This is a genomic window from Wolbachia endosymbiont (group B) of Protocalliphora azurea (genome assembly GCF_947251865.1).
Classification (GTDB): domain Bacteria; phylum Pseudomonadota; class Alphaproteobacteria; order Rickettsiales; family Anaplasmataceae; genus Wolbachia.
In genome coordinates this window covers 51,878-72,312 of record NZ_OX366394.1, presented here as the reverse complement: position 1 = coordinate 72,312, position 20,435 = coordinate 51,878, and the positions used below count along the sequence as shown (strand labels likewise).

Below are 20,435 nucleotides of genomic sequence, written 5' to 3'. Positions count from 1 at the left end.
ATTTCTTGTCATGAAAGTAGCTAACACTGGGATCCAACTAAGTTACTTTACAACATTTTTTGTGCAAAAGGACTAGATGCCATTGTCACACACTGACTATTTGTTCCTATAGTTGTCTTTTCTCGTCTATCTTATTTTGCTACCCTGCTGCAATGAGGGGTAGGTAAGACCATTTATTATTTTCACTACGTGACTTTTGCTCTTTTGAATGAACTTTAGTTTATATCTCCAGCAATGACAAGCGCGTTATCTTCCCTTAATCTCCCACCGCTTTCTTGCAGAAAAAGCCTACCGAGTGAAGTTTTATATTTATTAATTCCAGAGTAAATTATTCCATTGTATCTTCCGGCAGCAAGATATGCAAAACCTAGTACCGTTGAGCCAAGGGAGCGTAGATTATTATTGTCAAGTGGTAATTTATTTAACAAATTACCACTTATGTCTATTATTCCCCCTTCACGAGCTTTCATCCGCATTTTTACATGGCGAGATTTGAAATCTTCAAGAAAAGCTCCTTTCTTTTCCTCTGCCCAGAAAGTTTCTCTAAGGGCTGGAGCATCAATCACAGCTGCTACAACTCTGTTTTTATGAATGAGACAAACTGATACTGCAAAATAAACCATACAACTAAAAAGGTTTTCCTTGCCTTCTATAGGCATAATAAACCAAGTATAACCGCCGTCTTTTAGATCTTGGCCCACATCGTCTTCAAAAATAAAGTCATAGTTCTGGTTGTAGTTTTTCAAGCAATCGTATATAAGTTGCTTGGATTTTGAATAAGTTTTATTGATAAAGTCTGCTGACTTAACGCTTGAAATTTGCAATTCATTAAAATCACGTATAAGCTGCTTGGAGGCACTGCGTACAGAATCAAGCATCACATTGATTCGTGGTGATGAAATTGCCATTTACTCTTTCACTCTTTCGTAATAGCTGTTATCAGGAGTATGTACTACAATTTTATCACCTTCTTTTATAAATTGAGGCACGTTAACGCGTATTCCGTTTTCCAAAATTGCAGGCTTATAAGAAGCAGTAACAGTCTGACCTTTGATAACAGACTCTGTTTCTTTTACAGTTAGTGTAACGTGATCAGGCACATGTGCAGAAATTATTTTATCTTGATAAGTTACTACTTTAATTTTCATATTATCTTGCAAATAAGACTTCTTTTCTCCTAATAAGTCTAAATTTATAACAATCTGCTCGTAATTACTTGGATGCATAAGATTTACGATATTCCCTTCAGTAAAGAGATAAACATATTCCTCTTCATCTAAAATTGCCCTTCTGATTGTTGCATCAGAGCGGAATCTTTCATAGTGCTTTGCTCCAGTTTTGATATTTTTCATTTCAGCTTGTATGTAAGCACCACCCTTACCAGGTTGAGTATGCATAATACTTATAACCGAAAATAAACCACCGTTATGTTCTAGTACCTGACCTGGCCTGATATCATTAGCCCTTTCTGCCATAATTACACTTTTAATTTGGTCTGATTATTATAAATAACTTTATACAAATATCAAAATTTTTATTGGCCAATGAATTCTGGCATGTTGATTACTATATACCTTTCCTTCATGTTGATGTATGGAAATACTTCTTTAGTAAAAGATAACATAATGTTTTTTTTTGTGCTGATAACCAAAATTTCTAATATATCCCCCGAGCCGAAATTATTCACAGACTTCACATAGCCATATAATTCATTACTCTCTAGTCTTACTTCCATATTCACAAGATCATCTTGGTAAAATTCATCCTCATCATTTAACTGTGGTAGCTTATCTCTTTCTATATATAACTTTTTATTTCTTAAAAGCTCTGCTTCATTACGGGAATTCACACCGCTAATTGTTGCTATTACTAAATTATTACTGACAACAGACACCAAGCTTATTTTATAATTTTCACTTCCGATTATTAGTTCACCATATAGGAAAATATTTTCGGGCTTTTCAGTAAAGGTTTTTATTTTGACAGCTCCTTTGATTCCATGAGGAGAAGTAATTATTCCGAGGCATATATTCATATTAATATGATAGTTGAAATCAGCTTTTTGTCCATAGAATTGACAATTTACTGAATTAACATACAATTAATATTGTAATAATTATAGCGGGTAATGTGTGAGTTCCATCAGCAATCAAGAAAAGCAAAGTATTATAAGTAGCTTAGAAAAAATCAACTGCAAGCTAAAAGGTGAATCTATAAAACTTGATGATACAAAGGAATCTATAATAGTAGCACGTCGTAAACCTGTTGTTGAAGAGGCATTAGAACATTTACGCAACCCTTCTACTACTAACTGTAATGTTCTGATCGATGCAGAAACTGGGTTTGGCAAGACTTACGATATTGGAATGTGGAGCCATGTACTAGCCCAAGCAGGGTTTCATCATCTGGTTGCAGTACCAAACAGTGATCTAGTAAACCAAGCTAAAAAAATGATGAGTAGTGCATTTACTGTAAACATTAGGACACCCAAAACTGCTGAGGAAATTAAAAATGCACTGCAGGAAACTGAACCTACAATAATTATAATAACACATGACCTGCTATTACAGCAAGAAAATGATCGGAAATTAAAAGACCAAAATACCAAGTTGTGGATTAGTGTTGATGAAGCAGACAGTATTAATAAGCAGCAGGATTTTGAGAACATGTGCAAGCTTGATGAGAAATATCCTACGACTTACCTCACTGCAACACCAAAGAGAAGGATTTTAAATAGATGCGGAAAAGTTATCAGCCCGACAAGATTGAGTAGACGTTGTATTGCAAACGCTATCGAAACAGCAAGTGTTATTGCAAAAACCAATAGAAGAGCAAATTTCAATCAAGCGTTTGCAGTTAATGTTACTACCTCCATAATATCTTTAGCTATATTGTTTCCTATTATAAATAGTAATGTTGCTGCCGTAATTGGTCTCACTTCAGATTATTGGCTGTATTCTGCTTTGATTGGAAACTTATATTATACAATTTCTATGTTTATATTTGGTATAGTAATGTTGCCAATTTGGTGGGTACTAACTAAAGCAACTGGTGTAGAGTCAAAAGAACTGCTTTCTAGATTTCTTGCTAACGTGCGTAGCTTATTTACTAGAGAAAAATCGAGCCCAGCTCATGAATATGTTGAAGAGAGCGAAGAAGTTTTTAATTACAATAAGCTTGTTGATACCGATGATTTATTAACTTCTATAAGATGGAATGTGCAAAGCCCAATTGGAGAAAGTGCTCTGCTTTTAGCTGATGATGTAAATAGTATAGTTAATCTTAACTTTGCGTTGCAGGGTAGAGATAATTTAGTATATGAAGGTAGTACACGTTATGAAGTGTATAATAAATTTCAGCCTGAAGGGATGTCTTATCAAGACTATAGGCTCAAGTTACGCGAAGCGAACTTTATAAGCTGCGTTAAAAAGCAACATCCTAGTCTGACAGAAGAGCAGATATCTGAATTAAAAGAAAAGGTGGATTTCAGTAGTACTGCTGAATATCTAAAATATAGAGTAATGCATTCAATGATCGATCTTACTCTCTCATATTTAATGAAGTGTGATAATATTACTTTAGATAAAAAAAGAAGAGAAGGTTTGAGTGAATTGATAGAAGATGTTAAAAAGAATGTTAGCACCACTAATGATAACAATATTATAAGCTACCTAGAGAGAAAAGGCTTTAGTGAGCAATTTGCTAGAGATGAGCTCTTACTGCAAATAAAGACAGTAATTGAAGCACTGAGTAAAAGTGATAATGAGCAATGCAGCTTAATAGTTGATAATTGGCGCTTAAGCAAAGAGCTCCATGACCTCATGGAAAGAGAGGAAGGTATACTACATAGTCTCATTGATTTCTGCAAACAAAATAAATGTATCTTTGCAGGAATTGGGAAAAATGATCTTGGTATTGGAGAAAATAGACCCTTTTCAGCGATAATACGTAATCAAATAGGTAAATATCGAACTATTTATTGTGATTATGAAAAAAGAGATTTTGATTCATTGGCTAAATATGCGTTGACAACGGTTATAGATGGATCGAAAGGTCGTGGATTTGATAGTGAATATAATCATGTTGCATCAATATTTGCAGATTCGGTTAGTCAGTTCAATAATCCATCTGAAGCCCTACAGAATCTTGGAAGAAATAGAGAGCGTAATGAGAGCAGACAATCATGGTTTTTCGCTGCTGCAGGTGAAGAAGTTGAGCTATTTGTGAATAAGATCTTAGCAAATTTTAAAAAGGAACCACAGAAATTTTGTCAGAAAGTTTTGTTTCCAGCTACTAATAAATACAATAAGTTGCTAAAAAATAGAATGGGAGAAGAACTTGGAAGAAAAATAGAAATCTATATTAGTAAAAATATTGATGCATTAGGAAATATTGATGATTCAGCTCTGAAGAAGTTTTCTAGTGATTTGATAAAAGAAACGTATGAAAAAGTTCATGATATAAATGATTTTGATGTCAAAAAGACAGAACAAGATTTACATAGGATTTTAAAAAGTACAGAGGCATACCTTCGTTCATATGAGAACAGAATTAAAAACAACGGTAAATTATCTTGCACACGCTCAGCTTTATTTTCTGTGGGGAGTGCTATAACAAAGGTAATGTATTATCTTTGGGCAGGGTTTGACTATTTAGTCTTTTTGGCTAAAGCGTACAATATAGATAAATCTGGAGATACCAGTGCAAGAGCGTATGTACACATAATCAGAAACTGTCACTGTGAAAGTAGTGTGAAGGCGCAAAATGTATTGGTTCATGCATTAGAAATTGCCAAAGAACATGACAGCAGTTTCAAAAGAAATAGTTTGTACGAAGGCAATGAGGATAGATGTAAAGAAAAAATCATCTCATATTTTCAATCCAAGCAATATATACGTGCATTAGATAGAACAATTGCTCAAATTGAAAATGAACACTTAGCAGCAATTTTGAAAGCTGTAGGCTACAGAGGTGATACTGATAAAATGGCACAAGAAATTAAAGATTTTTTATCTGATTTAAAGAAATTAGACTGTGTGAAATTTAGAGAAAAGTATTATCAAGGAGATTTATATCAAGAAAGCAAATTATGCAAGATCAATGATCGAATTAGTATGGTAATTAATGAAGTTGTAAGGTGCCATAAGTGGCGTCATGGAATAGAGAACTTGGAGCTCAAATTAAAAAATGGCCATAATATTTTTGACGTAAGAGTCAATAATGATTTTTCTAAGTTACGTGAGAAAAACTTTAACAAACGCTCTAAAGAAAGGACATATCTAGGTAGAGCTATGTTACTTATTGGGTTTATAATTTCAATGGAGCTTATAGGTAGAATATCATCAGGTCAGACCATGCAATTGCCTTTACTTTGCGGTTTTATAGTATTTGGACCACTGGCACTCTTGTGTGGTGCATTGTTATATGAAATAACGACCTATTTAGTGAGAGGAGCATTTTTTATTTTTGGAGTGCCAATTCTTTTAGGAGAACTGTCTAAATGTGTTTTGAGAAACGGCTCAATGAAAAGTTTGTTAGATATGACATTATCGCTTGGTAACTCGGCTTTTCTCAATATTCCGAAAGACATCGTGCAATCGTTTATATTTGAGGATATAACAAAATTTGACTCACTAAGTGATATAAATGAGCTTACACTGATAAGAGAACAGGAAAAGGCAAAGTGTACAAATGAAGTAGCTGATAAAGTTGTATCTACTGCTTTATCTGCAATTTTGATACAGCCAACAACTAGTGAGCAGGAAGGTTTAGTTTTTAACTAGAACTTTTCAGATAAATACTGAGTGAGGATTTCAATGCCTTCATCAATCTCTTTTTCAGTGATAATGAGTGGAGGCAAGATTCTTACAACGTTATCTGATGTTACTCCAACAGTGAGTAAACCACGGTGACTTAGCTCTTCTGCAAATTTTTGGTTATTCATTTTTACTTTTATTCCTAGCATCAACCCTTTTCCTCTCACTTCTTCTATCATTGGAAACTTGCTTGCTAAGTCCTCTAGTTTGTTTTTTAAAGACTTACCTCTAACTTCAACATTTTCTAAGAAGCCAGGGCCGAGCAATTCATCCAATACAGCATTACCTACTGAAGTTGCAAGTGGATTACCACCAAAAGTAGAACCATGCATACCGACCGCCATGTACTTAGCAACCTTTTCAGTTGCAAGACAAGCCCCCAGAGGGAAACCTCCTCCTATTCCTTTTGCAAGAGCACATATGTCAGGCTTAATTCCTATGTGTTCAGATGCAAATAACTTTCCTGTCCTGCCAGCACCGCACTGAACGCAATCAAAAAATAGCAGTATGTCGTTTTCGTTACATAGTTCTCTTAGCTCTTTCATGAAGACTTCACTCATTACTTTAATACCACCTTGTCCCTGTATTGGTTCTATTAATATAACACCTATGCCATTAGAAATTGCTTTCTTTACACTCTCAATATTGGGCTCTATGTTATCACACCAGTCAATATAAGGATTCAGTAATTCAGAAAATTTCTGTCTATCGTTTGTTGCACAAGTTAAAAATGTCCTTCCATGAAATGCACCATGAAATGTTAGAATTCTATAGCGATTTTTATTACCTTTTCCATTTTGATAGGCCCTAGCGATTTTAAGTCCACATTCCACTGCTTCTGATCCAGAATTTGCAAAAAATACAGTATTAGCAAAGCTGTTGTTTATTAAATTTTCTGCAAATTTGTTGGCAGTAGATATATTATAGGTATTTGATATATGCCATAGTTTTTCTCCTTGTAATTTTAGGACATCAGTTAATCGTGGGTTGGCATGACCTAAACTGCTAACAGCTATTCCAGAGTGAAAATCTATATAGCGCTTATTATCGATATCATACAAGTAAATACCTTTGCCATAAGAAAAATTTATGTTAATAGGAGAATAAACTGGCAAGATAGGAGAAATTGTCATAAAAGTATGATATGCTAATTTTTTATTAATACCATAAAAGACGTTATTTCACAATGAGAAGAATATGTATAAATTAAGTAAATTAATTTTTACTACACTAAAAACAAATAGATATACAAAAATTATCTCGCTATTCTTATTAATTTTTGTGGTTTTATTGGGCACAATATACCGCAGTTATTCATTAAAGAATAATTTTCTTTCTTTTTACCGTAATTCAAATGCAAACTTAAAAGATCTATTGGAAAATAGTATAATAAAAAAATATCATTATTTACTAATAGAAAAACATCATATTAAATATAACAGTTTTGATTACATAAACCAGTTGGTAAAATTGCGTGCTGAATTGTTACAATCAGTAAGCAAAGTAAGAAATTTTAGCTTAATACTGTATGATCAAAATGCCAGAGTAATTTTCAGTAATTTTAATACTCAAGGTCATGACTATGACCAGTTGCTTACAAATGATGAAATTGATAAATTGCTAAGCAATCAAGAAATATTTTACGCTACAGGAAATACATTAACTTCTACTTTCCCTATATTTCATGAAGATGACATTAAGCCTTCATTTTTTTTGAAGATCATTCAAAGCTATAATGACTCTTATATTATGGTATATAGTCTATTTTCAATATTAATGGGCTTATTACTGGTTATCTTAATACTAATAATGCTTTATTTGCACTTTTCCAATACCCAAATGCTAGCCAAGCAGCATAAAACTAATATTGAATTACAAAGGGTTAAAGAGGCATTAGAGCAAGAAAATGCAAATAAGATAAAATTTTTTGCAAGTGTTACACATGAGTTGCGTACACCTCTTAATGCTATTATTGGATTTGCAAAGTTGATCAAAAATGAAACTTTAGGTTCTGTAGATCACTCTAAATACAAGGAATACGTAGACGATATATATAATGCTGGTACACATTTACTTGCTTTGATTAATGATGTGCTCGATTTTTCTAAAGCTGAATCAAGTAGTTTAACAGTAGAGAAAGTGAAGTTTAATCTGAATAAGATAATAGATTCGTGCTTAAAAATGTTATCACCTAAACTAAAAGAAACAGGGATTAGTTTAAAGAAAGAGATATCTGATAAACAATTATTAGTTATCGCCGATCCCAAAAGAATGAAGCAAGTTATAATAAATTTGTTATCAAATGCAATCAAGTTCACTCCTCAAGGTGGTTTAATAAGAATGATTATTAAAGAGAATATAGAAAAAAATTTATTAACTATTGAGTTTCATGATAATGGAATAGGGATAATGCAGCAGGACATATATAAAGTTATGTCCGTTTTTGGCCAAGCAGATTCGGGATATAGAAACGAAGGCACAGGTATCGGATTACCTCTAAGCAAGAAATTAGTAGAGTTAATGGGTGGGACTTTCAACATTCAAAGTGAAGCAAAACTTGGTACTACGATAACATTGAGCTTCTTTTATGAAGAGCAAACATGTGAAAAGTTGATTGATTTTTAGTAAAATATATTTGATATTGCACTTTTATATCTAGTACATTCCTAAGTCATACTGACGTGATACCTCTTGGCTAATAATAAGTAGCGGAATGTAAGTAAATTAAACTTTTTTAGCTATACTTCCTGAAAACACTTTATAATTCTTGAGCATAAAGAAAATTCCTTTAATAATGAAGCATGCTAATCAGGAACTTAATAAAACAAGCAACTCAAGTAGGAAATAGTGAAAACGTAATACAATATGTCAAATATCTCTATCAATTTGAGAAGTTTAGAAATACATTAAACCTCACTTTGTCAATAATAAAGCAAACTAGACTCTCGTTTGAAATATATCAAGAAGGATTAGTGGATATGGAAGAGGGAGTGTGTAAGACAATTCGTTCTTCTGGTTTAAATAAGTATGTTATTGTGCTAAGAAGGTCAAATCCTTACATCATAGTACATGAACTTTCACATATGGTTGAAAATGAACTGAACTTAAGCTTAGAGCAAGAATTTCTCTATAAAGTTTATCAGGATATTGAGCAGAACTTAAAGCAGTCAAATATTCTGGTACAAAAAATTATTGGTCAAATTATATTTAAGGAGATACAAGTTTACCAAACTCCAAAATCACGTGCGTCTGAGTTATTCGCACGCTATTTTGAGCTGTTTGCTTGGGCTCAGGAAGTTTATCCTAAAGATAAAGAATATCTAATTCGCACTCAAGATTTAAACAGAGTATTTCTTGCTACTAACCAATGGAAAAAGAGCTACCTGGATCTACAAATAATGGAGAGAATAGATAAAGAAGTAAAGGAATATAGCGATAAAACTGCTTTTAAAGATATAAACAAAGTACAAAGCAGTTGGACTAATAAATTTTCTCCTGGAAGCAAAAAAATTGGTTCTATATTTGAAGATGATAATTAGCTCAGCAGAACAAAGTTCACTTCTTCAACATTTCAAGTTATAGTTCTCGCAATTTAAAGAGTTCAAATATATATGAAAACCATTTTAGCGATTGAAACAAGTTGCGATGAAACTGCAGTTGCGATTGTAAATAGTGATAAGCAAGTGCTTGCTAACGAAATTCTTTCTCAGGTAGAGCACAAAAAGTGCGGTGGAGTGATTCCTGAAATAGCATCACGTGCTCATATGAAGCATTTAAGTGGTTTAATAAAAAGTGCTATGGAAAAATCTAACCTTAACTTTTGTGATCTAGATGCAATTGCAGCAACATCAGGACCAGGACTCATAGGTGGATTAATAATTGGTACAATGATGGCTAAAGCAATTGCACACGTAACACAAAAACCGTTTATTGCAGTTAATCACTTAGAAGCACATGCGTTAGTTGTTAGGCTACTATATGAGGTTGAATTTCCGTTTTTAGTCCTGCTGATATCAGGTGGTCACTGCCAATTTTTAATTGCACAGGATGTAGGTAAATACATCAAACTTGGAGAAACGCTTGATGACTCATTAGGAGAAGCATTTGACAAAGTCGCTAAAACGCTGGGTCTAAGCTATCCGGGAGGTCCATTAATTGAAGAGTTAGCTAAAAAAGGTGATGGTATGAGATTTAAGCTGCCAAGAGCAATGATAAAACGTTCTGGATGTGACCTTTCATTTTCTGGAATTAAAACAGCGGTAAAAAACTTAGCACGAGAATTTGTAATGAGTGAACAGGATGTGTGTGATATGTGTGCTTCGTTTCAAGAGTGTATTAGCGACATATTACTCGATAGAGTCAGAAATGCTATTGGTATCGCTGTATCTTTAAATATTAAAATCAATGATTTTGTAATTACTGGTGGAGTTGCAGCAAATAATTTCCTGAAAGAGAGATTAAAAAAGCACATAGACTTGAACGTGCTTTCTCCTCCAAGCAATTTATGTACAGACAATGCAGTGATGGTTGGATGGACAGGAATTGAAAGGTTACAGAGAAGCTATGTAGACTCTCTTGACTTTGCACCAAGGCCAAAGTGGGAATTAGAAAAATATTACTAGCACAAAAAATTATCTACTATATAATGCGGCCGCTGGTGAATTTTTGTAGGCTTAAAAATTACAGTGGTATCTACTAAAGCCTTACCGGCATTATTATTTATGAGGTACAGTATGTTCAAAAATAAATTTGACACAGTTATTAGTGTTTTCAAAGCTAAATCTAGTACAAGCGCAAAGACACTCAGTTCAGGTTTATTTGTTGCGGGAAACGTTGTTATGGCCAGAGCAATTAGTGAGATAGACCTCTCTTCATTACAAGGCAATTCAGAAGATAAAGTCAATAAGCAAGACCTAATAATCATATATGATTATATTAATAAAGTAACTCAAGAAGAAAACTATAATATATGTACTAATAATCTTGATTGTATAAAAAGCAGGATTTTAGCAGAAAATATAAGTGATTCATTAGCTGAAAAATTTCGTCAAGATGGATGGAATATAATAAGTAATGATGGTTCTTCGCTATTAACAGTGGCTATTGAAAGAATTAGGAAAGAACAAAAGAAAAATAGGAATTATGATATTCATGTTGAAATAGCTGTATCTCTAATTCTTAGTATGGGCAGAGAATTGATTATAAAATTGGAGAATTTTGCAGATAGTAATGATAAAACACTTCTACATTATTTAGCTGAGTCGGGTAAAGAAGATATTTTATGTTTTGTGATAGAAAATTCTAATTTTGACATTAAAGAAGCAGTAAGGAATAAAGATAGAGATGGTAAAACACCACTACACTATGCGGCTAAATCTGGCAATAAAGAATGCTTGAAAATTCTCATAGAAAATGAAGCAGATTTTAGTTGCACTACCAATAATAAAACCGAGTTACACTATGCTGCCAGAAGCGGAAGTCCTAACCTCCTAGAATATTTAAAAGAAATATTGACAGCAAAAGGAATTTTTGATAGGGAGAAAATTAAAACAGATAAATATGGAAATAACGCATTACACTATGCTGTGCAATCTGGAAATGCTGAGTGCATAAAATTCTTCATTGATAATCAAGTACAATTTTTAAAAAATAAATATAATGAGAATCCTTTTCATAAGATTGTAGGTAACTCAGAAACTCAAGAAAATGCCATAAATTTTCTTATAGAGCATCTAAAATTTTTAGGTAGACGAAAAAGTGAAATTAATCAAGAAAATGTAGATGGTAACACCCCATTGCATATAGCTGCAAAACATGGAAATAACCAGCTAATGAAATTGTTTACTCAATCAGGTGCAAAAATTGTTCAGAATAAACAAGGTAACACCCCCTTACATATTGCTATTATACATGGTAATTCATATTGTATAGACCTATTTTATGAAAATATAGGAAATAGCATACTTCAATCCAAAGGTGATTATGGAAGAGATCTTGTACATTTAGCTGCAATGTACGGGAAGTATGATTGTCTAACATCTTTACTCAAGAAATTTCCTGATTACGATTTAAGCACAGAAACACACAAAGGAAATATGGCCCTACACTTAGCTCTATCGAGTAATACAGAAACAGAACTAAGAAAAAAATGTGTGAGTCTATTAATAGACAGAAGCATGCAAGTAAATAAGAGTAATAATGAAGGAAACACCCCTTTACATTTTGCTGCCCAACTTGATTTATCGTTTTTAAGCATGATAGAAAAAAAGTTGGAAGAGAAGAAATTTGACGTTTATCAAGAGGTTTTGCGTGAGAATAGCAACGGTGACACCGTCTTTCATATGGCAGCACGTGTTGGTAATAAATCATGCCTTGAGCACCTTTTTAAAAAAGAGAGAGTGGGAGAAATATTAAGTAAGAAAAATAAGGATGGACAAACTTTACTACACTTATCTATCCTCAGTGGAAGAGTAGAATGCGTTAAGTATTTGGTAAAAAAAAGCCCAAAGGGTATTTTTTTAGAACAAAATACACAAAAAAAGTTGTTATTTGCAGCTATTTTGAGCGGCAATAAGGAATGTCTTGAATTTGTGTCAAAAGAACTTGTAGGTAAAAAGGTGGCTGCTAGCATCAAAGTGTTATATGATGAAAATGACAATACACCGTTACACATGGCTGCTCTTGCCAACGACATAGAATTCCCTCAGTATGTTATTGAAAGTATTGCTAAGTCAACTATTAGGAACACAGTACCACTTTTTAACACAAACAGTCAAGGGCTTATACCTCTACATTTAGCTGCCATGAGCCTTAATGCTGAGTTAATAGAATATTTTATGAAAGATAATCATTACCCCTATAATAAGAAAATGTTAAATGTTGTATCTAAATCTGGAAGAACAGCATTACACTATCTTGTAATGAGTGATAATGATTTTGAAAAAACTATAAATGAGGATTTTAAGCAAGGTCAATTTTTGAAAAAGTTAGTTTTAGAAAAGCGTAAACAAAATGAGCACTTAAGGGAAAAAGCTATTAAAGCCTTATTCTACCTAACAATCAGCACCGGAGAGAAAACTTTAAATGAAAAGATAAATTTTGATATAAAGGATAATGCAAAAAAAACAGCTTTAGATTATGCTTTTAAACATGGTGACACAAATATCTTGAGGTTATTTTTAGATTTCTTTTATGAAATAAGGGAAAACAAAAAAAGGAAATATGATAAACTTAATATGGAAGATCAAGAAAGAAGCAAAAAGCTTCTAGACTACTATAATCTGGCCATGTCAATATCAAGTGTGATTATTTCTGTTTGCATTAAGTATAATAATGCAGAATCTGAAAAGGAAGAAATTCCTACCTGGATTTCCATTGCATTTTCTTCGATATCATTTTTACTTATCTTATACAACTTAGTGATTGGCCTTCAAAAAGAACCTGTTAAACGTAAGATAGAAAACTATACTGAAAAAATGAACAGAATTGAAGAGGCTACAGGAAAGTTAGCTAAGACAAAAGTAGGGGATCATGATTTGGAGGAATACAACTCAATATTGGAACTATTAATAAAGAATGCAGAAGATATTTCACGATTGGAAAATGAACTTTACAAGTTTACGCATGAAACTAGATTAGAGAGTAAAGACAAACTCAATATTTCTCCTCAGAAAATGAGTAGGGGTGGTAGTGCACTACTATGTTCGAATAAGTCTTTAGAAGGTAGAAAAAGTTCACCTGTTTTGAATGATTTAACAGCAAAACTTAGTCTGTGTTCAAGACGCAACAGTAGAGTACAAAATACAATGGACAAGTTAGATAATCCATCATGTGTAATTACTATAAATGAGAATTCAGAAATTAAACCAAAAGCTCCGAAAAACAAATTCAAGAATGTTGCAACTAAGCTAAAAATAGGCAATATCTTTAGTAAGAAAAAAGAAGATCTTATCGCTTCATCAAGCTTATCAGAAGGTGCTAATCACGAGAATATTACAAAAATGAATGAAGAAAACTGTGGGTTGATAAAACGATTTGGTGATACCAATGGGTATTCAATATTTTCGACTCCTTTTAATCCAAGCAGTTCAACCTCAAGAGAAGAGTGTGGTAACAATCATAGTGCAGCGCGTCATGTGAGTTATGGTAGTGCAAATAATCCTGTGAGTGATAAGGAAGTTAGTAAATCTCCATCTCTAATACTTTCTAACTTTGAGGAGGGGATTACTGTTGACTGTTTTAAATTCGAAAGATATAGACCAAGGGTATATTCAAGTCCATCTTGTGTGAGAAAAAGAGCAATTACAGCTAGATCATTGGAATATGTAATACTTCCTGATCATATAGAAAGAGGAAAATAGATGCAGATTGTAGTCACTGACTCTGATAGCATCAACTTTCAGAGGAGTGATAGTAAGAACTGTCATTGAGTAGTAGATAAGAAAAACGTAGAACAATTGGCAAGGCTATCGTATAAGGTTATAGTAGAGAAGAAATTAGATAGCCTTGCTAAATTTCCATGAAAAAGTTTATATTCGCATATCATTAATATTTTATTACATTAATGATATGGTAAGGCAATAACTGTTAATACTTTTGAAATAAAAACTATATATGGTACATATAATTAAATAAAAGGAAGATTGTGGAAATCACTCCGTCAATAAAAAAGGAATTAAAGCAAAGTATACTATATACTTGTCTAGAGAAGTGCAAGAGTGCGTTTTGGTTCATTTTCTGGTTTAGCTCAGGGATTAATGCGTTAATGTTATTTTTGCCACTTTATACCTCTCAGGTACTTGATCGAGTGATATCGAGCGAGAGTGTGTCAACACTAGTTATGCTGACGATTATTACTTTATCTGCGTTTGCATGTTCTGCAATGCTTGAAACTTGTCGATATTTAGCTATGGCTAAAATTGGTGATTGGATTGATAAAACTGCAACACCAGATCTAATAGTAAGGTCAATCAGGTTAACATCAGTACAAAGCTCAACTTCAAGTGGTGAAGCAATACGAGATCTTGGAGTAATAAAAAATTTCATTACAGGAAATGGTATATTTTCACTGTTCGATACTCCATGGTCGCTAATTTACCTTGTTGTGATCTTTATGATACATACCTCTACAGGGTTTATAGCTATTGCCGGGATCATTATATTAGTTTCAATGGCAGTATGGAATGAACTTGCCACTAAGCGTATATTGCGAGAAACCAATGAAGAAACTATACGCAATATTAATGCTATAGATGTTGCAACAAGAAACGCAGAGGTGGTTGAAGCTATGGGCATGTCAGAATTTATAGTTTCTGATTGGTGTAAACGGAATGATCAAAATCGTGCAATGCAAGTTACAGCGCAGAATCGTTCTAATGTAATTACTGGTATTACTAAATTTTTACGTTCAACTCTCCAAATTTCAGTAATTGGAACAGGTGCATTACTTGCAATCACAGCTCACAAAACTGCCGGTAGCATTATTGCTGCCTCGATTTTGATGGGTAGAGTATTGGCTCCATTTGATGCAGCAGTTCATACTTGGAAATTTTTAAATCAAGCCAAGATGTCATATGGCAGGCTGCAAAGACTTATCCTAACATCCCCAAAAAGAGAGCAAACTATGGCTCTACCAGAGCCTGAAGGGAAGTTGGAATTTGATAGGGTATTTTTTACTCCTTATGGGAGCAATAAGCCAACAGTAAAAGGAATCTCATTTGTAATAGAACCAGGGGATGTTGTTGGTGTTATTGGTGCAAGTGCTTCTGGTAAGTCGACCATTGCAAAACTAACCGTTGGTGTTTGGAAACCCATATCAGGTGTAGTCAGACTAGATGGCGCTGATGTATATACTTGGAATCGAGAGAACTTTGGTAATTATGTTGGTTACTTACCTCAAGATATTGAGTTATTTAACACGAGCGTTAAAGCTAATATTGCCCGCATGAGACCAGATCCAAATCCTGAAGAAATAATCAAAGCAGCAAAAATTGCAGGAATACATGAATTAATACTGAGCTTACCAAATGGGTATGATACAACAATAGGAGGACCTGGAGGAGTAATACTCTCTGGTGGCCAAAAACAGCTTCTTGGACTTGCAAGGGCTTTTTATGGTAATACTAAGCTTTTAGTGCTTGATGAACCGAATGCTAACTTAGACAGTAATGGAGAGGCGCGCTTGATTAATGCAATCAATGTTGCAAGAGAGCAAAATACTACCACTGTTATCATCACTCATAAGCTACAGCTACTATCTGTAGTCAATACAGTGATCGTCATGTCAGATGGGGTTATTTATGCTATGGGACCAAAAGATGAGATTTTGAGTAGATTAGTTGCTCCATCACCAGATGCCACAGAAGATAAACGTTCTTCAGCAAGTGGTTAAGAAAGAGAGAAGTTGTCACACTTCTCTTTCTCTTATAGAGTACTATATGCACAGTTTATAAAATCTTAAGCAATTGTTATTCGAAAAATCCAATAATGATTAGCCGCGGAACCTATTTGCTAATTCTCTCACATTAACCTTAGACATTTCTGATGTAGGCTCTTGTGTATATGAGACATCAGATTTAACGCCTTTTTTGTCATGACCTTTAGTAATAGAACATACTACAGTATCAGCCTTTACATGCTTATACCAATTCCCACTATGCAAAGAACAGATAGACAATAATGGGAAAGAAGTGATAATAAAGTAGATAAAATAGAGAGGTATAAATGGCATTAAGGTCAAAACTATTAGACGAAAAAGTTGTAAATTTGGCGAAAGAAATGTTAAAAAAGGTCAGAAATAACGCATATGTTTCAAAAAAGTTACAAGCGGTGATAGCAGGAAAAGAAAGTAGTATAAGCGCTGTGGCAAGAATATGTAAAATTTCAAGGACTGCTTTGACTGAATGGATAAAGCATCTAAAATTTGGTAGAGTAGAAAGATTATTTGCCCCGTCTCAGCGGCGAAGAAAAAGCAAATTAAAGAAAAATCAACGTGAGCAAATTGAAATATGGGTAGAAAGAAATCCAAATATTACTATTAAGGAAGTGCAGATAAAAATCTCAGAGGAATTTGGCCTAAACATTAGCAAATCAACAGTGCACCGTGAGATACAAAGGATGAAATTTTCTTATATAACACCGAGGCCAATGCACCATAAACAAGATAAAAACAAGCAAGAAGAGTTTAAAAAATACTTCAATAAAATAGTCAATTCCCACCCTGAAAAAGAGGTGTTTTTTTGATGAATCACGATTTGGAACTCATTCAAAAATCGGACACGGATGGTTTAAAAAAGGGGTCAGAACGCAGGTTAAAATGAAAATTGGTAGACAAAATTTCTATATCTACAGTGCGGTAAATCCAAGAAGTGGTAAGAAAATCAGCCTACTTGCTCCATATGTAAACACTGATTGTATGAATATATTTCTGGAGCAGATGTCGAAAGATTTAGGCACGAAAAAAGCCTTTCTTGTAATGGATTGTGCAAGTTGGCATAGATCAAAAAGTTTGAAATTTCAGGAAAACATTACCATTATATACTTGCCTCCTTATTCACCGGAACTGAATCCTGTTGAGAGGTTGTGGCAATATATCAAATACAATACTTTACGTAACAGAGTCTACGATACCATAGGCTTACTTGCAGATGTTCTGTGTAATTTTATTGTCAGTATTTCCAGCACTACTATTAAACGAGTTTGTAATGTTTCTTATTTGTTCGATTAGTAATGGAATTTGGTATTAACACTTGGATCTGATTGAAACCCATGCTTTCTTTCCATTTGTGCTTCAAGCTTACTGCTATCATGTGTAACCCTACACCTTTCTAGATTACGGTCACGTTTGTCAGGAGCTACATATCCATCTATATCACTACATAAGAACGGGCGCACTTTGAACCTGTCTGAACTAACACCATTTTCAACACTTGCAGAATTATGAGCTTTTCTATTATTGCGCATTTTATCTACAGCTTCCTTTATTTTTTCTTTTGATGGTTTTGGCAGCAGTGCTGGCTTATATGCACATGCTGGTAGTTCTGGAAATGAGTCCTCCTGAAACAGCAAATGACTTTGGTTTCTCTTACTATCTGATTCTTCAATATTCTTTATTGGTGTCTTGAAAGAGTTTTCATTTTTCTTTCTTAGATCTAACTCATTTAATCCGCTTCCAACATTATTTTTTCTTGTTGTAGTGTGAATAACACCTGGAAGTTTCACTTCATACTTAAATTTTTTACCAATGGTATCTATTGACTCATTAGATGAGGAATCTATTTGAAACCTATCGTTTGAAAATTTTGATTTTGTAGCATCAAAAGATATACTACGTTTTTCTATCTTTTTATCAGTCATATTTTACCTCTAAACCTATTAACTAACAAAAGTATAAACTAAGAGGTATTAATTTTATGCTAATAAGGCTACAGAAGCATCACTGTAGGGTTTTCTATATAGTACTTAAAGGCATTTAAAAATTTTGCTCCGAGTGCTCCATCAACTGCTCTGTGGTCAACAGAGAGAGTAACTGTCATTACCTCTGCTATCTCTATTTTTTCACTTATGACAACTGGTTGTTTTTTAGATGCGCCGACAGCCATAATGCAAGACTGTGGTGGATTGATTATAGCACTGAAAGTTTTTATACCAAACATGCCTAAATTAGAAATGGTAAACCCTCCTCCTTGAAATTCTTCAGGCCTTAATTTTCCAGATCGTGCTCTATTTACTAAATCTTTCACTTCTTTTGATATAGATAAAACACTTTTTTCATCAGCATTTTTTACTATAGGAGTAATAAGTCCATCCTCAAGCGCTACAGCAATTGAGATATCTATATTTGAATATTTTACTATCTTAGTATCTATCCACGATGAGTTTATGTCAGGAAATTTTTTCATGCTGAAAGCCACAGCTTTTATAATTAAGTCATTAATTGTTACTTTATTGTTCTCATTTGCTGAATTAACCTCATTTTTGAGCGATATTAGCTTATCAACGTGGCAGTCTACAGTTAAATAAAAGTGTGGAATATTTTGCTTAGATTCAACTAGGCGCTGCGCTATCACTTGGCGCATATTACTTACTTCAACTGTTGTATTTTCCTCAAATCTCTCATAGCTTTTAGTTTGATCTAAAAATTCTAATACATCAGCTTTGATGATACGACCATATGGACCTGTACCTTTTAATCGCTTTATATCAACACCTTCATTTTGAGCTATTTTTTTAGCTAAGGGGCTTACTTTTATTCTATTTTCTGTTGCTCTATCCTCTTTTTTAGATCCCAGTGTCACGCACTGGGATGACATTGAAGAGCTAGATGAAATCGAAGGGTTGGATGATACTGAAAAATCGGCTTCAACCTCCTTCTCAACCTTGGTATTGATGGCAGAAGCTAAATCAAGTGCGCTTTTATCTTCCCCTTCCTCTAACATTAGAGCTATCAGTTGATTTACAGGCACGCCACTTGTTCCTTCCGACACTAAAATTTTTGCCAAAACTCCTTCATCGACAGATTCAAACTCCATTATGGCTTTATCAGTCTCAATTTCAGCGATTACATCACCTATTTCAACTTTATCTTGTTCTTTTTTACACCACTTTACAATTTTCCCTCCAGTTTTACTCATTGTTGGGGAAAGAGCGGGCATCAATATTTCTATAGGCATTTATTCTGCATTAAAAGATCTATTTAATTTTTAATTTACTCTTTACCCTATGTCAATCTAATCGTAAATTATGATACTTATATCATCCTAGTACGTGATGCTGGAATCTTGGTTGACTACTGTTATCCTACTATTTCTATTGCTTAGTCCTAGACAGAGTACAAATAGTAAGATCATCATGAAAATAGACGAATCTGTTATAATGGAAATAGAAAAATGTAGTGCTTACTATCCTCTCACAAACATATAGCTTGGGTACAGAAAAAATTTATATGAGGAGCTGGTTAAATTGATAAAAGATCAGAATTAATAGTAGTTTCCGAATCTTCTGTAGCAGGCTCTTCATGTGAAGCAGAGGACAGACTAACTTCTTTATCATCTGTTCTCTGTATAGAACTACCACAAAAACTCCTTAACATCTCTTCAGCAGATGAATTTAAAATCTGTATAATAGACTTTTTACTTTGTTCTTTCAGCGATTGATCCATTCTAGAAATCAACTCGGAAAATTCACTACCTTCTTTTCTAGCTTCACTTTCTATCTTATTTTTTATGCTTTCTATATTACTTTGGTTAATTTCTTCTTTCGTTATGTTAAATGAATTAGCAATACCTTGATACTTAATCTCACAATCGCCACAGCCAACTATGCAAAGAGCAATAGAATCGGATATTTCACCTGCAGCCGAATTATGGATAGTGTAAGCTAAGCAATTGTCATGATATTTAATGCCAAGCTGTTGCTCTATCAATTCAGAAATTTCATTTTTTAAAGACATAAAGTACCTCCTTCTTACATTACTGTACTTTCTGATTAAAGTACAACAGCTGCTCCTAAATAGCAATCCATATATGGTTTACTTTAATAAATTATTAAAGTAAGAAGCTTTTACATCCTAAAACATAACTGAGATAAGCCAATGTAAAAAAATTTTTAAACGAGAATTAT

Annotated in this window: 14 protein-coding genes; 7 read left to right on the top strand and 7 right to left on the bottom strand. The window is 33.5% G+C overall.

Going from position 1 to position 20,435, the window contains the following annotated elements; genetic code table 11:
* Positions 1–215 precede the first annotated feature (215 nt).
* From OPR35_RS00335 to rimM, 3 genes are read right to left on the bottom strand one after another with little or no spacing between them, the layout of a single operon-like run.
* Positions 216–908 carry an inositol monophosphatase family protein gene (locus tag OPR35_RS00335; RefSeq protein WP_007302192.1) on the bottom strand — a complete coding sequence of 231 codons (693 nt, stop codon included), beginning with the start codon at positions 906–908 and terminating at the stop codon, positions 216–218.
* Complete coding sequence (gene efp, locus OPR35_RS00330; RefSeq protein ID WP_264336298.1) at positions 909–1,475, bottom strand: elongation factor P; 567 nt, start codon at positions 1,473–1,475, stop codon at positions 909–911.
* Positions 1,476–1,534: 59 nt separating this feature from the next.
* A complete protein-coding gene (rimM, locus tag OPR35_RS00325; RefSeq protein ID WP_006014540.1) occupies positions 1,535–2,035 on the bottom strand; it encodes a ribosome maturation factor RimM in 501 nt (166 codons plus the stop codon).
* Between the two features lie 97 nt (positions 2,036–2,132).
* On the opposite strand from rimM, the gene OPR35_RS00320 reads away from it, so the two are divergent.
* Complete coding sequence (locus tag OPR35_RS00320) at positions 2,133–5,783, top strand: DEAD/DEAH box helicase (protein WP_265024862.1); 3,651 nt, start codon at positions 2,133–2,135, stop codon at positions 5,781–5,783.
* Here OPR35_RS00320 and OPR35_RS00315 read toward each other — a convergent pair.
* Positions 5,780–6,949, bottom strand: coding sequence for an aspartate aminotransferase family protein (locus OPR35_RS00315; protein ID WP_052264687.1), 1,170 nt, complete (start codon positions 6,947–6,949; stop codon positions 5,780–5,782). The two genes, OPR35_RS00320 and OPR35_RS00315, sit on opposite strands and share 4 nt — an antisense overlap.
* A 64-nt stretch (positions 6,950–7,013) precedes the next feature.
* Here OPR35_RS00315 and OPR35_RS00310 point away from each other — a divergent pair, with 64 nt between their 5' ends.
* The 6 genes from OPR35_RS00310 to OPR35_RS00285 all read left to right on the top strand — a co-directional run bounded on the left by OPR35_RS00310 (position 7,014) and on the right by OPR35_RS00285 (position 17,541).
* On the top strand, positions 7,014–8,441 hold the full coding sequence (locus tag OPR35_RS00310; RefSeq protein ID WP_265024861.1) for a sensor histidine kinase: 1,428 nt from the start codon (positions 7,014–7,016) through the stop codon (positions 8,439–8,441).
* A gap of 176 nt (positions 8,442–8,617) precedes the next feature.
* On the top strand, positions 8,618–9,355 hold the full coding sequence (locus OPR35_RS00305) for a WD_0702 family putative metalloprotease (RefSeq protein ID WP_012481913.1): 738 nt from the start codon (positions 8,618–8,620) through the stop codon (positions 9,353–9,355).
* A gap of 72 nt (positions 9,356–9,427) precedes the next feature.
* A complete protein-coding gene (gene tsaD, locus OPR35_RS00300; RefSeq protein WP_007302199.1) occupies positions 9,428–10,438 on the top strand; it encodes a tRNA (adenosine(37)-N6)-threonylcarbamoyltransferase complex transferase subunit TsaD in 1,011 nt (336 codons plus the stop codon).
* 111 nt (positions 10,439–10,549) lie between these two features.
* Positions 10,550–14,176, top strand: a complete 3,627-nt coding sequence (locus tag OPR35_RS00295) for an ankyrin repeat domain-containing protein (protein WP_264376655.1) — start codon at positions 10,550–10,552, stop codon at positions 14,174–14,176.
* Between the two features lie 284 nt (positions 14,177–14,460).
* Complete coding sequence (locus OPR35_RS00290) at positions 14,461–16,206, top strand: type I secretion system permease/ATPase (protein WP_017532259.1); 1,746 nt, start codon at positions 14,461–14,463, stop codon at positions 16,204–16,206.
* A 332-nt stretch (positions 16,207–16,538) separates the two neighbouring features.
* Positions 16,539–17,541 (top strand): IS630 family transposase gene (locus tag OPR35_RS00285; protein WP_230608967.1). Its coding sequence is split into 2 segments (ribosomal slippage): positions 16,539–17,048 and positions 17,050–17,541, totalling 1,002 coding nucleotides; the frame shifts between segments, so codons are not numbered across the junction.
* On the opposite strand, the gene OPR35_RS00280 is transcribed toward OPR35_RS00285, so the two are convergent.
* The 3 genes from OPR35_RS00280 to OPR35_RS00270 all read right to left on the bottom strand — a co-directional run bounded on the left by OPR35_RS00280 (position 17,538) and on the right by OPR35_RS00270 (position 20,265).
* Positions 17,538–18,170, bottom strand: coding sequence for a hypothetical protein (locus tag OPR35_RS00280; protein ID WP_265024860.1), 633 nt, complete (start codon positions 18,168–18,170; stop codon positions 17,538–17,540). The two genes, OPR35_RS00285 and OPR35_RS00280, sit on opposite strands and share 4 nt — an antisense overlap.
* A 68-nt stretch (positions 18,171–18,238) precedes the next feature.
* Positions 18,239–19,486 (bottom strand): pyruvate dehydrogenase complex dihydrolipoamide acetyltransferase, encoded by a 1,248-nt coding sequence (locus tag OPR35_RS00275; protein WP_019236772.1) that lies wholly within the window; start codon positions 19,484–19,486, stop codon positions 18,239–18,241.
* A 284-nt stretch (positions 19,487–19,770) separates the two neighbouring features.
* The gene (locus OPR35_RS00270) at positions 19,771–20,265 is read right to left on the bottom strand and encodes a WBM0748 family T4SS-associated protein (protein WP_265024859.1); all 495 of its coding nucleotides are present in this window, start codon (positions 20,263–20,265) and stop codon (positions 19,771–19,773) included.
* Between the last annotated feature and the right edge of the window lie 170 nt (positions 20,266–20,435).

What these genes read in the sequence shown, in the direction of transcription:
- OPR35_RS00335 (WP_007302192.1), bottom strand. Translation starts at nt 908, where the DNA reads ATGGCAATTTCATCACCACGAATCAATGTGATGCTTGATTCTGTACGC.
- efp (WP_264336298.1), bottom strand. Translation starts at nt 1,475, where the DNA reads ATGGCAGAAAGGGCTAATGATATCAGGCCAGGTCAGGTACTAGAACAT.
- rimM (WP_006014540.1), bottom strand. Translation starts at nt 2,035, where the DNA reads ATGAATATATGCCTCGGAATAATTACTTCTCCTCATGGAATCAAAGGA.
- OPR35_RS00315 (WP_052264687.1), bottom strand. Translation starts at nt 6,949, where the DNA reads ATGACAATTTCTCCTATCTTGCCAGTTTATTCTCCTATTAACATAAAT.
- OPR35_RS00310 (WP_265024861.1), top strand. Translation starts at nt 7,014, where the DNA reads ATGTATAAATTAAGTAAATTAATTTTTACTACACTAAAAACAAATAGA.
- OPR35_RS00305 (WP_012481913.1), top strand. Translation starts at nt 8,618, where the DNA reads ATGCTAATCAGGAACTTAATAAAACAAGCAACTCAAGTAGGAAATAGT.
- tsaD (WP_007302199.1), top strand. Translation starts at nt 9,428, where the DNA reads ATGAAAACCATTTTAGCGATTGAAACAAGTTGCGATGAAACTGCAGTT.
- OPR35_RS00295 (WP_264376655.1), top strand. Translation starts at nt 10,550, where the DNA reads ATGTTCAAAAATAAATTTGACACAGTTATTAGTGTTTTCAAAGCTAAA.
- OPR35_RS00280 (WP_265024860.1), bottom strand. Translation starts at nt 18,170, where the DNA reads ATGACTGATAAAAAGATAGAAAAACGTAGTATATCTTTTGATGCTACA.
- OPR35_RS00275 (WP_019236772.1), bottom strand. Translation starts at nt 19,486, where the DNA reads ATGCCTATAGAAATATTGATGCCCGCTCTTTCCCCAACAATGAGTAAA.
- OPR35_RS00270 (WP_265024859.1), bottom strand. Translation starts at nt 20,265, where the DNA reads ATGTCTTTAAAAAATGAAATTTCTGAATTGATAGAGCAACAGCTTGGC.